Here is a 14807-nt window from a genome sequence, read left to right on the forward strand (position 1 = left end):
AAAAAAGCTAATAATATTGGTTATAAAACTGCTAAAAGAAGGTTTAAAACCGAAATAAGAGAACTTGCTATTGCCATTATGATTTATCTAGCTGGAGGTAACCCGGAACGAATCTTTAAAATTAAAAATGGTCGGAATTTCTTCCGACCATGACTGGCCGTAAGGCTCCTTTTTTTGTATTCAGGATTTAGATTCTAATGCTTTCAGGTAAATGTCAATTTTTTCTACCAAAACTTCATTAATCCTGTTATACGATTCAAAAGTCCAGCCTCCCACATGAGGTGTCAACAACACATTGTCACAACTACACAGATAATCGAAATCAGCAGATTGTTCAGGAGTAAGTGTATCCAGTTTTTCATTTTCCAACACATCCAGAGCCGCTCCTATCACCTTTCCACTTTCCAGTGCTTTCCTTATCGCCTTAAATGGTAAAACTTCTCCTCTGGCCATATTAATCAGGTAAATATTCTTTTTGAACCCACTTAAATAGGCTTCATCGATTAAAGCACGGTTGAAATCATTCAGGGGAATATGTAAACTCAAAATATCTGTTTTTTCAAACAATTCTTCCTTGCTAACCAATCTCCCATTTTCATCTCCTTTTATATTCTTTCTAATGTCATAGGCAATTACTTCACACCCGAATCCACTCAGGCGTTTCGCCACCGCTTTACCCATATTGCCATAACCAATCAGGCCCACAGTTTTTCCCTTTATTTCATAGCCACGGTTTTCCTCCCTTCTCCATTGTTTTTTCCTTATTTCCAGATTAGCCAAATGCATTTTGTTCAACAGACACAGCAACATACCTACCGTGTGTTCTCCTACTGCATCCCTGTTTCCCTCCGGAGCATTAAAAAGTTTAATCTGCCTTTTTTCCAAAACATCAGCTGCAATCTGATCTACCCCTGCCCCTGCCCTGGCAATAAATTTTAGCTTTTCACCTTTGGCCAGCAGCTTTTCATCCAATTTCATTTTACTCCTTACAATCAACCCCTCATAATCTCCCAAAATATCATATACCTCTTCTTTGGTAATATCAGGGCGGTAATCCGGAGAAACACCAATCTTTTCCAATAGGGGAATAATACTTGGATGGGCCGGATCAATAATTAAACACTTTATCATGTTATTCGGAAAATTTGTATTTTTCGGCAAAAATATAATTCTTCTGGTTTTGGGCTACAGTTGTCTTAATAATTTTAACCTAAATCGCCTGACTTTAAATTTTGCTTGGACTAAATTTATGCATCCTGAACTTTTTAAATTTCAACTACCAGAGTTTCTACAAGGTCTTTATTCCGAAGAAATTATCATTTATAGTTATGGGTTCCTGATCTCTCTCGGAGCATTATTTGCTTTTTTATATACCGCCACTCAGGCAAAAAAACAATTTGATGTCCCCTTCCATCAGTCTGCAGATATTGCCATCCTCTTAATTCTGGCTGCAGTAGTGGGCGGAAAGATATTCTTCTTTTTTGAAGACCCAATATTCTTCATAAAAAACCCTGGGGAAATCTTGAAAAGTTTTGAAAACGGATTTGTCTTTTTTGGTTCCCTGCTTTTTTGTATTCCCACTATGCTGATTTATTTCAAATCCAAAAAACTACCCATTTTACCCATGCTGGATATCATGGCGGTAACCACCTGTATTGTCCATGGATTTGGACGAATGGGTTGTCTGATGGCAGGCTGTTGCTATGGTTTACCTCATGATGGTTTTGCTTCCATTACATTTCACCATCCTGCCAGCCTTGCAAATCCATTAAATACGCCACTTCATCCCACACAATTATATAGTATTACACTCATATCAATCATATTGATTTACCTGCTCTACCTCAAATCCAACAAATCCTTCCAGGGACAAGTATTTTTAACTTACCTGATACTATATGCAACTGGCCGATCATTTATTGAAATTTTCAGGGGAGATATTAGCAGAGGTTTTATTATTGAAAACTACCTTTCCCATTCCCAATTTATTTCGGTACTGGTTATCCTCTCTGCATTGTATTTTTATTGGAATTTAAAAAGGAAAGAAATTAAGAAAGGTTAGGAATAAAAAAAGGGTTTGGAATCAATCCCAAACCCTGAGTTTCTTTTGCTGTTATCTGATAAAAACCAATAAAAAGCTTAGAATTCTTCTGTTTTAGAAAAATAGAAATTCCCTTCTATGGCAGCATTTTCATCAGAGTCAGAACCATGTACTGCATTGGCTTCCATGGATTTAGCATATAATTTTCTAATAGTCCCTTCTGCAGCATCGGCAGGATTCGTTGCACCTATTAGTTTCCTGAAATCTGCAACCGCATTTTCTTTTTCCAAAATAATGGCCATAATTGGTCCGGAGCTCATGTATTCACACAAACTTGAATAAAAAGGTCTCTCTTTATGCACCGCGTAAAACTGACCAGCTCTTTCCTTCGTCAATTTTGTCACTTTTGCAGCAATTATTTTAAAACCAGCCTCTTCAATCATCTTGATAATTGCGCCACTTTTCCCATCCCCAAAAGCATCAGGTTTAATCATGGTGAAGGTCCTATTAGTTGCCATATTCCTTTTTTTATTGAATTAAAAATTTAATTATTGAAATTTTCTGTTTACACAAAGCTAAAATATTATGTTTTTGGAAAAAATTACTTTTACATTTATTTTAAAATCCCCTAAAATTTCATCTGGCAAGGACTTCCGATTGGAGTAAAAAATGTGCTTCTTCTATTTTTAAACTGAATAAAATTAAGCAATTTAGCGTACCACAGTTTTTCCTTAACCAAAAAAATTGTGGGATAATAAACACACATAAAACTATCAAAATATATGAAAATTGGAATAATCAGGGAAGGGAAATTCCCTGTAGATAGAAGAGTAGCTTTAACTCCAAACCAATGCAGAATTGTAAAGCAGAGGTATAAAGATATTGAAATTGTAGTTCAAAAAAGCCCTCTCAGATGTTTCAAAGATTCTGAATACAAAAAAGCTGGCTTTGAGCTTGTAGATGATATCTCCGATTGTGATATACTTTTGGGCATAAAGGAAGTCCCAATTGAAGAACTGGAACCCCAAAAAACTTACCTGTTTTTCTCCCACACCATTAAAAAACAAGCTTATAACCGGGATTTGCTCATTTCGGTGCTAAATAAGAAAATCAGGCTTATTGACTACGAAACCCTTACGAATACAAATGGGCAGAGAATCATTGCATTTGGCCGTTTTGCAGGGCTTGTAGGAGCTTATAATGCCATCAAAACTTATGGGTTAAAACACGGTTTGTTTGAGCTTAAACCAGCCCATAAATGTTTTGACATGGCAGAAATGAGACAGGAATTTAAAAAAGTAAAACTTCCTCCAATCAAAATAGTGCTTACGGGTGGAGGCCGGGTGTCACATGGAGCTATGGAAATTCTGGATGGGATGAAAATCCATAAAATAAATACTGAGGATTTCCTTATGAATAATTATGACGAGCCGGTTTATGTTCAGTTGGAAATGGAAGATTATCATTACCACAAAGAGGGGAAAGCTTTTGAGTTGGCGGAGTTTTTCAAATATCCCCAACGGTTTAATTCAAATTTTGATAAATTCCTTTCCAAAACTGATATGGTTATTGCAGGAGCTTATTGGGATCCGCATGCACCGGTACTGTTTACTCAGGATGATGCCCAGAAAGAGGATTTTAAAATAAAGGTAATTGCAGATATCACTTGTGATATTGAAGGGTCTATTCCTTCCACTAAACGAGCCTCATCTATTGATGATCCAATTTACGATTATGATCCTTTTGAAGACAAGGTTGTCCCTCCATTTTCCTCCTCCAAAAATATTACAGTTATGGCTGTAGATAACCTGCCGAATGAACTGCCGAGAGATGCGTCTATAGCTTTTGGCGAACAACTGATAGAAAATGTACTGGACAGCTTAATTATTGAAGATAAAGAGGAAATTATTAAAAGAGCAACCATTGCAGAGAATGGTAAGCTTTACGGAAATTATTTATATTTGGAAGATTATGTAAATCAATAGAAAAGACTGGTAACCAGAGTAAATAGGTTACCAGCCTTTTTTATAATTCAGATTTAACTTTTTGCCTTTTTAGTCATTTCGGCATAATACTTATAAAACAAAGGTATAGTTTCTATGCCTTTCATATAGTTAAAAATACCAAAATGCTCATTGGGAGAATGGATAGCATCAGAGTCTAATCCAAAACCCATCATAATGGAATCCAGTCCTAACTCATCCTTAAACATGGCTACAATGGGAATACTTCCTCCTCCCCTCATTGGCACAGGTTTTCTTTTAAAAGTGTCCTCATAAGCCTGGCTGGCAGCCAGGTAGGCAACAGAATCAGTAGGGATAACCACCGGTTCCCCACCATGATGGGGAGTGACCTTCACCGATACACTTTTTGGAGCGATCTGGGTAAAATAGTCTGTGAATAATTGCGTAATTTTTTCTGAGCTTTGATGAGGCACAAGCCGCATGGAAATTTTTGCATAAGCTTTCGAAGGAATTACCGTTTTGGCTCCTTCTTCCATATACCCACCCCAAATTCCATTTACATCCAACGTAGGTCGAATCGAAACCCGCTCTAAGGTAGAATAATTTACCTCCCCTTCCACATCCTTTAGCCCAATCTCCTTTTTAAAATCTTCAAGGCTAAAAGGGGCCTGAGCCATGGCCTTCCTGTCTTCCCTGGAAAGATCTTCAACATCCTCATAAAACCCTGGAATATTGATACATTGATATTCATCTTTCAAGGCAGCAATCATCTCCGCCAAAATATTCAATGGATTAGGCACAGCTCCACCATACAATCCGGAGTGCAAATCCCTGTTCGGTCCGGTTACTTCAACCTCCAGATAACTCAGCCCTCTTAATCCGACTGTAATGGATGGAATTTCATTTGAAATCATTCCTGTGTCGGAAATAAGAATCACATCAGCCGCAATTTTTTCTTTGTTTTCTTTTACAAAATCCACCAAATGTTCAGATCCTATTTCTTCTTCTCCCTCCAGCATAAATTTGACATTACAGGTGAGATTTCCTGTTTCCATCATCGTTTCAAATGCCTTTACATGCATATACATTTGCCCCTTATCATCACATGCCCCTCTGGCATAAATTTTCCCATCCCTTATTTCCGGCTGAAAGGGAGGAGATTTCCACAACTCAATCGGGTCAGCTGGCTGAACATCGTAATGGCCATAAACTAAAACGGTAGGGAGGTTTTTATCAATAAGTTTTTCACCGTACACAATCGGATTGCCTTCAGTAGGACAAATCTCTACTTTATCCGCTCCGGCTTTTTCCAGCTTTTCCTTCAAAAAATCTGCAGCTTTTAATACATCCGGCTTAAACTTTTTATCGGTACTCACAGAGGGAATTTTTAATAAATCTAATAATTCCTCAATAAACCTTTGTTCATTTTCTTTAATGTATTTATTCATTTTTCTGGTGTTATTTTATTGGAATGCAACCATATTTACTCAAATCTAGAGAATAAAAAAAGCCACAACAAAATGTGGCTTTCTTAATTTCAAAAATATTATAATTTATCCCTCTCTGGGCATTGTTCTGAATATAAAATCCCATAATGGAGATGATACTCCAAAAGCTCTTTCATTATCTTTATAATGATGAATACCATGGTGAACCCATAGCACTTTAAAAATATTGGAAGGAGGTCTGAAAGCATGAACAATGTAGTGTACCCATAAATATGCTGTATAGCCAAACAAAAAGCCGGGTAAAAATCCAAAAACCAAATTACCCATCACCAGCCTGAACAAAAGGAATAATATGCATACCAAAACGATACTCACTACCGGAGGCATGGCAAGCCTTTCCTTGTCCTTAGGATATTCATGATGTACTCCATGAAACTTATACTGAATATTAGCTTTTACTTTATTGGTTGGTTCCATATGGAAAACATATCTGTGCATCAGATATTCAACCAAAGAAAAAGCAAGCACACCAATTACATATGAAATTATAACTTCAACGGCATTAATTAACCCGTTGGTGATTCCATAATATATCATGGCAATTCCTCCAACATTAAAAATAATAAGAGGAATGGAAATATGGGTTCTGGTTAGTCTTTCTAAAATGGGGTTCTCAAACAACTGCTTTTTCCCTACATTTTTAGGTGTTACTTTTGTAGTCTCCATTTATCAATTTTAAAGTTATAATTATCCAAGTGGCAAAACTAATACTAAAAAAATAATCTGCCAATTATACTTTTTAATCCTTAAATAATTTTTTCTTCCGAATTGTTTTCTGATATAAAAAGGAAATCAAATCTCTCAAATAATTAGATTTGTATTGTATCTTTCAGGAATTAAAGAAACTCTCCTATTTCAATCTTACAACTAACAAGAATTTTCATAATAATGGATGCAAAGATTAACACTATACTCATTTTTTTTTGTTGCCTACTCATCGGATCTTGCGATAAAAACAAAGAAGAACAATCCTCAAACACCGGTCCTGCAACAAAAAAAACGAAGAAAAAAGAGGAAAAACTCCGGCCTCTTAAAGATAAAAATGTAGTAGAAGTCCTTACTTTATTTGGAGAGGACCATGCTGAAGATAAAGTAATTATTAAAACCAATTTTGGAGATATTACGATTCAATTATATGAAAATACGCCTCTTCACAAAGCAAACTTCCTTAGGCTTGCCACCTATAAATATTTCGATAATACTGAATTTTACAGAGTAATCAAGGACTTTGTGGTTCAGGGTGGAGATACAGACGAATTACAACATAAAGGCAAAAAAAGAAAATTTGGGAAATACACCATTCCCGCTGAATTCCAACCAAAAAACATTCATAAAAAAGGTGCAATTGCAGCTGCCCGAAATTACGAAAACAATCCCACCAAAAGATCTACTCCGTTTGATTTTTACATAGTGCTTGGCACAGTGTATAATCAACTCCAATTAGATGCCCTGGCAAAAGAAAATAATGTCACTTTTTCACCATACCAAACCGAAATTTATACTACTATTGGAGGGACCGCCAACCTGGATGGAGAACACACAGTATTTGGAGAAGTAATAGAAGGGATGGAGATAGTGATCAAAATTGCACAGGAGGAGGTCTCACCTGAAGATAATTGGCCCATAAAGGATGTGTCTATCATCAGCACAGAAATCATCCAAAATCAAAACTGATTTTACCTTTTAATTTTCCTAATGTCATCTTTATTTGAGTAATTCAAACAAGAAATTTACAGAAATAAAATATAATTGGTGAATAAAATGTTAAATTCACAAAATTATAATTTACTGATAATCAGACAGTAAGCATTTAGCTAGATCATGTTTACAAAAAAATCCGTTATTACTCAAAAAAAAACTTAACAATTAGGTTATATTTTTATAATCCAACACCACTAACTAATAGGATATAATGATATTCAATGTATCGGGTAATTTTTCCGATAAAGAAATTGTCAGACTTATACAACAGGGGAAGAATTTAGAGAAATGCTTCTCTCAATTATACAAAGACAACTTTGATTCTCTTGCCGGACATATTTTGAGAAATGGCGGTTCTCCTGAAGATGCAGAAGACGTATTTCAGGAAGTAATGGTCGTTTTTGTAAATATGGTCAGAACTGGTAAGTTCAGAGGAGAATCCAAAATAAAGACCTGTTTGTATTCAATATGTAAATTTCGCTGGAAGGATTTGAAAAACAAACAATTTTCAGTTTCTAACAGGGAAGAGAAATATCACGAGCAAAATTTCCAAAAAACGACAAGGTTTGACAGGGAATTTGAAGAAAAAGAGAAAAAAGAAAACCTTCTTCAGATTTTTGGTCAGCTTGGTGAAAAATGCAAGCAAATTTTAGTCGCATTTTATTATGAAGATTTAACCCTAAAAGAATTAGCCGAAAAACTGGAATATAAAAATGTTCAGGTGGTAAGTAATCAGAAAGGGAAATGCATGAAATCACTAATAAGTTTATTGGAACAAAACCCTGATTTAAAGGCTACTTTTAAAAACTTATTACTAAAATGACAAATTTTAATAACGACCAAGAAAAGCTAGCACAAATAGACCTTTTTTTAAAGGGAAATTTATCTGGTAAAACCAAAACATCATTTGAACAAAAGTTATCAACGGATAAAGAATTTGCAGCTGAAGTAGAGCAGTACATAACGGCAGCTAATCTTGTAAAAGAGTATGGCATTTATGAAGAATTAAAATCAGTCCATAACAAATTTATGGAAGAAAAGGAATCAATTGTGGTCCCTATCTTTCCAAGAATGAAATATATTGCTGCAGTACTGGTCTTAATCCTATCAGGAATATTGGTACAGGCTTCCCTGATCAATAAGCAGAATATTTTGGACAACCAGCAACTTTTCAACTATCAGGCAAGAAATGCGGAAGAAAGCGATTTGAATGCACTCCTAAATTCCTATCATGAAGGAGACTTCGAATCTGTGATAGAGCAGTTCAATCAATCACCTGCCTATGGAAATAATGCAAAAGCAAACTTTTATGCAGGAAATGCATTTTTGGGTTTAAACAAACCAGAAGAAGCAAAAAATTGTTTTATTAAAGTAATCCAAGATAATTCTTCCAATCTATCCGAAAACGCTGAATGGTATTTGGCCTTGTCAGAGCTTAAAAGTGAACATTACGATCAGGCACTAGCCTTATTTGAAAAAATAAAAGACAATGAAGATCACTTGTACAATGATCAAATATCCAATTGGCAAATAATTAAACTCCGAATTCTAAAAATAAAAGGGTAAGCCAAATGTCATAGTTTGTTGAGACCTGACTATCAATAGAATCCAATCATAGAATAGCTTAATCACCAAATTTTTTGGCTTTACCTTTTTACAGATATAAAAAAAGCTATCCACACAGGATAGCTTTTTTTGTTTTATAAATTTAAAGGGTGTTTTAATACATCCTTCTTTTTCTCCTTTTAGCTCTACCCCCAAATCCAGTGTTGGATTCTTTACTTCTGGCTACTTCAACAGAAATCGCACTACCCTCATAATCCACTCCATTCAAGGCTCCCAGTAAGTCTCTTTCATGCTTTTTATCCACTTCAAAGAAGGAGAAATTATTCATGATGTCAATTTTTCCAATATCAATTTTTCTCAAAGCAGGTTGTTCATTAATAATTCCAATTAACTTACCTGCAGTAAGATTGTCCTTATTGCCCAGGTTAAGGAAAAACCGTGCAAAATTCCCTCTATTTCCCCGATCTCTATCCCTGCCATTTCTGTCATTTCGGTCTCCCCTTCTGTCATTCCTCCTGTCATTTCTATCTCTTACAGTAACATTCAAATCAGGTGCATCTTCATAATATGAAAGAAATCTATTGAACTCTACAGATACAAACCTTTTAATTAAATCTTCCCGGTTCAACCACTCCAGCTTTTTATAAATGACAGATAAATATTCTTCGATCTGGTCATCATTCACCTCCACATTTTCCACTTTATCTACCAGGTTAAAAAGTTGTTTTTCGCAGATTTCCTTTCCTCCTGGCACCATTTTCCTTTCAAACTTCTGCCCAACTTTCCTTTCTACATCCCTCACCCTGCCAATCTCTCTGGAATGTGCAATTGCGATAGAAACACCATTTTTCCCTGCTCTTCCTGTTCTACCACTCCTGTGAATATATACCTCGATATCATCTGGAAGATTGTAGTTGATTACATGGGTCAAATCATTTACATCCAAACCTCTGGCTGCCACATCAGTAGCTACAAGGATTTGCAAATGCTTCACCCTAAACTTGCCCATTACCTGATCTCTCTGGGCCTGAGAAAGGTCTCCGTGGAGAGCATCCGCATTATAACCATCCTGCATCAATTGATCCGCAACATCTTTGGTTTCCTTTCGTGTTCTGCAAAATACAATACCATAAATATCAGGGTTCATATCTGCTATCCTTTTTAAGGCATTGTATCTATCCCGGGCATGTACCACATAATACTCGTGTTTTACATTGTTAGAGGCATTATTCTTTTTACCCACAGAGATTTCCATTGGGTCATGCATGTAGTTTTCGGCAATGGAGGCAATTTCCCTTGGCATAGTTGCCGAAAACAATAAAGTTTGTCTTTCTTCTGGTGTTTCAGAAAGGATGGTATCTAAATCGTCCTTAAATCCCATAGAAAGCATTTCATCAGCTTCATCTAATACCAGCCAACGGATATTTTGAATGTTTAACTTCTTTCTTTTAAGCAAATCGATAATTCTACCGGGCGTGCCCACTACGATTTGCCCACCTCTTTTCAGGTCTCTGATTTGCTTGTCAATACTTGTGCCTCCATAAACTGGTATTACATCAAGTTTTTTCATATACTTGGAGAAACCTTCAATATCTTTTGTAATTTGAAGGCAAAGCTCTCTTGTCGGACAGAGAACCAGACATTGAACTGATTTTTCATCAATATCAATTTTTTCCAATACAGGCAAACTAAATGCAGCAGTTTTCCCTGTACCTGTTTGTGCCAATGCGACTAAATCTGTTTGAGAGGATAAAACATAAGGAATTGCCTTTTGCTGAATCTCAGTTGGATTTTCATATCCAAGATCACTCACAGCTTTTACAATTTCCGGCCCTAACCCAATCTCTTCGAATGTATTCATATACGCTTTTTTAACCCATTCCAAACACTTTTCCCCCATGTCCGGAATATTCGGGTTTATTAATATAATTTGGAAACTAATTTTTAGCCCCCTGTTCAATAAAGCCGCAAAATTAGATTGATTTTTTGATTTATTTCAATTTACCCTCATCTAATTTGAAAATATTGATGAAAAATAAAGGTCAGATTTCTGCATTATTAGAATAGATATTTCAAAGAACTACCAGAAAAATTAAAAAAAACACCAATTAGCTTATATTTAAACCAAAATACTTTTCTATTTTTATTGTTATTACTAAATTCAGCTTAAATTTGCAGCTTATTTTTTAGCATTTTGACAGAAGCGCAAACCATATCATTATATCATCCCATCCTATATTCAATCGCCTTGAAGATGGTCGGTTCATTTTCTGATGCCGAAGATATTGTTCAGGATACTTTTCTAAAATGGCTTACAGTGGATCAGGATAAGATAAAAAATAATAAATCATACCTGATCAGGGCTGTGACCAATAACAGTATCAATCACATTAATTCTTTAAAAAGAAAGAAGGACGAATATCTTGAAAATATTAATTCAAGTGATTTGGTAAAAAAATATATAGACTGGGAAGCACCAAAAATTGACCTGGAAAATGAACTTTCCGAAGCCCTTGCTGTAATTCACAAAAAACTGGAGCCTTTGGAACAGGCGATTTTTATCCTTAGAGAGGTGTTTGATTTTGATTATGAAGAGCTCCAGGTTTTATTTGACAAAAAGAAGGATAACTGTCGGCAGATTTTCTGCAGAGCTAAAGAAAAGCTGACCCTAAAACCCTTCAAATTCAATTTGGATATTTCCAAACATACCCGGTTTCTGGAAAGTTTTAAGGAGTCATGTAAAATTGGCCATCCTAATGATTTTATTCAGGAGATTAAAAAAGAACTCTCCCTAAAATTTAGTTAGGTTAATTTTATTTACCTTTCTAATTCAACCTCACAGCTGATTTCCTAGCTAATTTTCATTTTTTACAAAAAAAAATATTTTTTTTTATCAAATCTGTCACAAAACCAATTCGGCCTTGTCTTTAATAATAAACAAAAGTTTATTCATTAAAAAAACAACGGTCGAGGTTACGATTTATAACTAAAATTCACATTATGATAATAATAGCTTTTTTTATTGCACACTGGTATTTATCCTTATTTTTTCAAACATTCTTCTTGCACAGATATGCCTCTCATGGGTCTTTCACCATGTCAAAATTTACCGAAAAGGTATTTTTTGTACTGACCTGGATTTTTCAGGGATCAAATTACCTAAGCCCTTATGGCTATGGAGTAATGCACCGAATGCACCATGCATTTGCAGATACCCCAAATGATCCGCACTCTCCAAAATATGATGAAAGTATTTGGAAAATGATGTGGAAAACCAAAACTATATATTCAGGAATTGCGGGGGGAAAAACAAAAGTTGATTCAAGATTTACTGAAGGTGTTCCAAGATGGGATTTCTTCGATAAATTCGCCAGATCATGGGTATCGAGAATTTTCTGGGGAGGTTTATATGTGCTTTTCTATATGGAATTTGCTACTACATGGTGGTTATGGTTATTATTACCAGCTCAATTCCTGTTATCACCAATCCATGGCGCAATCATTAACTGGTTTGCCCATAAGTATGGATATACTAACTTTAAAGTTGGGGATACTTCTAAAAACTTCCTTCCATTTGACTTCCTGATGATGGGGGAAAGCTACCATAATAATCACCATAAATATGGTAACAGAGCTAATTTTGGAGGAATCAGATGGCATGAAATTGATCCAACCTATATTTTTATTTCCCTATTTAGCAAAATGGGAATTATCAAGTTGAAAAATCAAAAAGAATTGAATTTAGAAGCTATTCGAGAAGCTGCATAATTTAATAAAAATTATAATTAGAACGGGATGAATAATCCCGTTTTTTTTTGTCCAAAATCTAATTTCCAAACCTGAAATATTATTGGTTTACCCCACTGAATAGCTTAAATTTATAGGACAGATTACCAGTGCAGCCAGGACTAATCAGTCATTGTTTTAAATCGCGCTAATCAACTGATTACCAACAAGTAACTTGCTATATAAATTTAGCTCCTTTGCTACTGGTAGAATTTTATAATTTATTAAAATCTATTGAAAATGACTCTAACAGCACAACATATAAAAAACGAGCTTGCCAATAGTATTTCCCATGGATTTGGATTGTTATTTGGCATTATTTCAATTCCAATTTTAATTGGATTTTCAATTAGCCAGGAAAGTATTTCAGGAATAGTTGGTGTGAGTATTTATGGATTTTCTTTCCTGATGGTTTATACCTTTTCCACACTTTACCATAGTATTAAAATACCGAAAGTCACCGAAGTTCTTAGAACACTCGACCATATCAGTATTTACTTTTTAATTGCCGGAAGTTATACTCCTTTTATCCTGATTTATTTCCTTACCCCTGCCGGAATCACCATTCTTTCAATTCTTTGGGGGCTCACCCTTTTGGGAATTGTTTTTAAAATATTTTTCACTCAAAAATACAACTATCTGTCTACCATAATCTATTTGCTTATGGGCTGGATTCTGGTATTTGCCCCTGAATCATTCCTTGACAACCTGCCTGCTTCAAGTTTTATTCTATTGTGTGTGGGCGGAGGTTTATATACCCTTGGTGTCGTCTTTTATTTATGGGAAAAACTTCCCTATAACCATGCAATCTGGCATATTTTTGTATTGGCAGCAAGTATTTGTCATTACGTTGCCATACTCATGTCTATCATCACCTTACAGGCATAAATCAATAATATTATGAAAATAATTGAATGCCCCAGGGATGCAATGCAGGGGCTTTCCCAATTTATTCCCACCGAAAGAAAAATTGAGTATATCAATTCCATTTTAAAGGTGGGGTTTGATACCGTAGATTTCGGAAGTTTTGTTTCCCCTAAAGCCATTCCTCAGATGAAGGATACAAAGGAGGTATTGGCAGGATTAGACATGGAAAGTACCCGCTCAGACCTTTTGGCCATTGTAGCCAATACCAGAGGAGCAGAAGAGGCTGCAGTATTTAATCAAATTCAATTTTTAGGTTTTCCTTTATCGATATCAGAAACATTCCAGCAAAGAAATACAAATAAGAGTATTTCAGAAGCATTTGATACTGTAAAGAGCATTCAGGAAATATGTATAAAAACTCAAAAGAAACTGGTGATTTACATTTCTATGGGTTTTGGTAATCCCTATGGAGAACCGTATAATGAGGCTATTATAGAGCAGTTTATCCAAAAACTTTTAGCTATTGATATCAAAATCATCTCTTTGGCTGATACAATTGGTTCTGCTACACCAGAATTAATTACCAAAATTTTCAATTCAATTATTCCCCTCTTCCCTAACATGGAAATTGGGGCTCATTTACATACTACTCCAACCTCTTCTCTGGAAAAAATAACAGCTGTTTTCAACTCTGGATGCAGGAGAATTGATGGGGCAATCGGAGGAATGGGAGGCTGCCCCATGGCCAAAAATGAATTAGTTGGAAATCTAAATACAATTACCCTTGTTGAATTTCTAAAAACTATCAATCAGGTCCCTGATATAAATTTTGCGGCTTTCGAAAAAGCGCTATATATAAAATCAAAACTATTTGATAAAAATTGAGTTTTATTTTGAAATTATAGTATTTTTTTAAACTATTTGTAAAATAAACCCATTTTTTTGACTAGTATTTAATGGAACAAGAACAACCTGAAGTTTTATATCAAAGTAAGTATCTCAGAATTACTAAAAATAAGGATATAATCGAATATCACTGGACCGAAGAAACGGTTAACTTTACCGAAAAAGAATATAAATCTGAACATATGGTAATAGGTGATATCTCTGAAAAGTATAATATCGAGAAACATCTTGTTGATACTTTAAAGTTCAGGTTTATAATTACCCCGGAATATCAGAATTGGATAAATGATAATCTATTCCCCAGGCTGGTAAAAAGTGGCACCAAAAAATTGGCTTTTGTTGTGCCGGAATACATTTTCCCACAAGTGAGTATTGAGCAAACGATGGAACAGGAAGCAGCCTTCCAAACCCAATATTTCGACAATTTGGAAGCCGGAAGAAAATGGCTTGCTGAATAGCCTAAAGTTA

At 35.2% G+C, this 14807-nt stretch carries 15 protein-coding genes; 10 read left to right on the forward strand and 5 right to left on the reverse strand.

The features are described from left to right. Window positions 1–180: 180 nt before the first annotated feature. The gene (locus A3EM_RS0119810) at window positions 181–1131 is read right to left on the reverse strand and encodes an NAD(P)-dependent oxidoreductase (protein WP_020529986.1); all 951 of its coding nucleotides are present in this window, start codon (window positions 1129–1131) and stop codon (window positions 181–183) included. A 118-nt stretch (window positions 1132–1249) separates the two neighbouring features. Here A3EM_RS0119810 and A3EM_RS0119815 point away from each other — a divergent pair, with 118 nt between their 5' ends. Further along, entirely contained in the window at window positions 1250–2062 is an 813-nt protein-coding gene (locus A3EM_RS0119815) for a prolipoprotein diacylglyceryl transferase (RefSeq protein WP_044239168.1), read from the forward strand. Between the two features lie 77 nt (window positions 2063–2139). Here A3EM_RS0119815 and A3EM_RS0119820 read toward each other — a convergent pair whose 3' ends face one another. Then, entirely contained in the window at window positions 2140–2559 is a 420-nt protein-coding gene (locus A3EM_RS0119820) for a nucleoside-diphosphate kinase (protein WP_020529988.1), read from the reverse strand. 264 nt (window positions 2560–2823) lie between these two features. Here A3EM_RS0119820 and A3EM_RS0119830 point away from each other — a divergent pair, with 264 nt between their 5' ends. Then, window positions 2824–4026: an NAD(P)-dependent oxidoreductase gene (locus tag A3EM_RS0119830; protein ID WP_020529989.1), complete on the forward strand. Its 1203-nt coding sequence runs from the start codon at window positions 2824–2826 to the stop codon at window positions 4024–4026. A gap of 53 nt (window positions 4027–4079) precedes the next feature. On the opposite strand, the gene A3EM_RS0119835 is transcribed toward A3EM_RS0119830, so the two are convergent. Beyond that, window positions 4080–5453, reverse strand: coding sequence for a dipeptidase (locus tag A3EM_RS0119835; protein WP_020529990.1), 1374 nt, complete (start codon window positions 5451–5453; stop codon window positions 4080–4082). 105 nt (window positions 5454–5558) lie between these two features. Then, window positions 5559–6179 (reverse strand): sterol desaturase family protein, encoded by a 621-nt coding sequence (locus A3EM_RS0119840; RefSeq protein WP_020529991.1) that lies wholly within the window; start codon window positions 6177–6179, stop codon window positions 5559–5561. A 222-nt stretch (window positions 6180–6401) separates the two neighbouring features. Between A3EM_RS0119840 and A3EM_RS0119845 the strand changes: the two genes are divergently transcribed. From A3EM_RS0119845 to A3EM_RS0119855, 3 genes are all read left to right on the forward strand, one after another. Further along, window positions 6402–7187, forward strand: coding sequence for a peptidylprolyl isomerase (locus A3EM_RS0119845; protein WP_020529992.1), 786 nt, complete (start codon window positions 6402–6404; stop codon window positions 7185–7187). 238 nt (window positions 7188–7425) lie between these two features. Beyond that, window positions 7426–8037 carry an RNA polymerase sigma factor gene (locus tag A3EM_RS0119850; protein WP_020529993.1) on the forward strand — a complete coding sequence of 204 codons (612 nt, stop codon included), beginning with the start codon at window positions 7426–7428 and terminating at the stop codon, window positions 8035–8037. Continuing rightward, window positions 8034–8780: a tetratricopeptide repeat protein gene (locus A3EM_RS0119855; RefSeq protein ID WP_020529994.1), complete on the forward strand. Its 747-nt coding sequence runs from the start codon at window positions 8034–8036 to the stop codon at window positions 8778–8780. Before A3EM_RS0119850 ends, A3EM_RS0119855 begins: the two co-directional genes overlap by 4 nt. Before the next feature lie 154 nt (window positions 8781–8934). Here A3EM_RS0119855 and A3EM_RS0119860 read toward each other — a convergent pair whose 3' ends face one another. Next, the gene (locus A3EM_RS0119860) at window positions 8935–10641 is read right to left on the reverse strand and encodes a DEAD/DEAH box helicase (protein ID WP_044239172.1); all 1707 of its coding nucleotides are present in this window, start codon (window positions 10639–10641) and stop codon (window positions 8935–8937) included. 333 nt (window positions 10642–10974) lie between these two features. Between A3EM_RS0119860 and A3EM_RS0119865 the strand changes: the two genes are divergently transcribed. The 5 genes from A3EM_RS0119865 to A3EM_RS0119885 all read left to right on the forward strand — a co-directional run bounded on the left by A3EM_RS0119865 (window position 10975) and on the right by A3EM_RS0119885 (window position 14797). After that, window positions 10975–11586, forward strand: a complete 612-nt coding sequence (locus tag A3EM_RS0119865) for a sigma-70 family RNA polymerase sigma factor (RefSeq protein ID WP_085948282.1) — start codon at window positions 10975–10977, stop codon at window positions 11584–11586. A gap of 194 nt (window positions 11587–11780) precedes the next feature. After that, entirely contained in the window at window positions 11781–12548 is a 768-nt protein-coding gene (locus tag A3EM_RS0119870; RefSeq protein WP_020529997.1) for an acyl-CoA desaturase, read from the forward strand. A gap of 258 nt (window positions 12549–12806) precedes the next feature. Continuing rightward, window positions 12807–13454, forward strand: a complete 648-nt coding sequence (gene trhA / locus A3EM_RS0119875; RefSeq protein ID WP_020529998.1) for a PAQR family membrane homeostasis protein TrhA — start codon at window positions 12807–12809, stop codon at window positions 13452–13454. 12 nt (window positions 13455–13466) lie between these two features. Next, complete coding sequence (locus tag A3EM_RS0119880; RefSeq protein ID WP_020529999.1) at window positions 13467–14318, forward strand: beta/alpha barrel domain-containing protein; 852 nt, start codon at window positions 13467–13469, stop codon at window positions 14316–14318. A gap of 71 nt (window positions 14319–14389) precedes the next feature. Further along, complete coding sequence (locus A3EM_RS0119885; protein ID WP_020530000.1) at window positions 14390–14797, forward strand: hypothetical protein; 408 nt, start codon at window positions 14390–14392, stop codon at window positions 14795–14797. Window positions 14798–14807: the final 10 nt, after the last annotated feature.

Source organism: Flexithrix dorotheae DSM 6795 (genome assembly GCF_000379765.1).
GTDB classification, from domain to species: Bacteria; Bacteroidota; Bacteroidia; order Cytophagales; family Flammeovirgaceae; genus Flexithrix; species Flexithrix dorotheae.

What these genes read in the sequence shown, in the direction of transcription:
- A3EM_RS0119830 (WP_020529989.1), top strand. Translation starts at nt 2,824, where the DNA reads ATGAAAATTGGAATAATCAGGGAAGGGAAATTCCCTGTAGATAGAAGA.
- A3EM_RS0119815 (WP_044239168.1), top strand. Translation starts at nt 1,250, where the DNA reads ATGCATCCTGAACTTTTTAAATTTCAACTACCAGAGTTTCTACAAGGT.
- A3EM_RS0119860 (WP_044239172.1), bottom strand. Translation starts at nt 10,641, where the DNA reads ATGAATACATTCGAAGAGATTGGGTTAGGGCCGGAAATTGTAAAAGCT.
- A3EM_RS0119880 (WP_020529999.1), top strand. Translation starts at nt 13,467, where the DNA reads ATGAAAATAATTGAATGCCCCAGGGATGCAATGCAGGGGCTTTCCCAA.
- A3EM_RS0119835 (WP_020529990.1), bottom strand. Translation starts at nt 5,453, where the DNA reads ATGAATAAATACATTAAAGAAAATGAACAAAGGTTTATTGAGGAATTA.
- trhA (WP_020529998.1), top strand. Translation starts at nt 12,807, where the DNA reads ATGACTCTAACAGCACAACATATAAAAAACGAGCTTGCCAATAGTATT.
- A3EM_RS0119855 (WP_020529994.1), top strand. Translation starts at nt 8,034, where the DNA reads ATGACAAATTTTAATAACGACCAAGAAAAGCTAGCACAAATAGACCTT.
- A3EM_RS0119845 (WP_020529992.1), top strand. Translation starts at nt 6,402, where the DNA reads ATGGATGCAAAGATTAACACTATACTCATTTTTTTTTGTTGCCTACTC.
- A3EM_RS0119820 (WP_020529988.1), bottom strand. Translation starts at nt 2,559, where the DNA reads ATGGCAACTAATAGGACCTTCACCATGATTAAACCTGATGCTTTTGGG.
- A3EM_RS0119840 (WP_020529991.1), bottom strand. Translation starts at nt 6,179, where the DNA reads ATGGAGACTACAAAAGTAACACCTAAAAATGTAGGGAAAAAGCAGTTG.
- A3EM_RS0119870 (WP_020529997.1), top strand. Translation starts at nt 11,781, where the DNA reads ATGATAATAATAGCTTTTTTTATTGCACACTGGTATTTATCCTTATTT.
- A3EM_RS0119850 (WP_020529993.1), top strand. Translation starts at nt 7,426, where the DNA reads ATGATATTCAATGTATCGGGTAATTTTTCCGATAAAGAAATTGTCAGA.
- A3EM_RS0119810 (WP_020529986.1), bottom strand. Translation starts at nt 1,131, where the DNA reads ATGATAAAGTGTTTAATTATTGATCCGGCCCATCCAAGTATTATTCCC.
- A3EM_RS0119885 (WP_020530000.1), top strand. Translation starts at nt 14,390, where the DNA reads ATGGAACAAGAACAACCTGAAGTTTTATATCAAAGTAAGTATCTCAGA.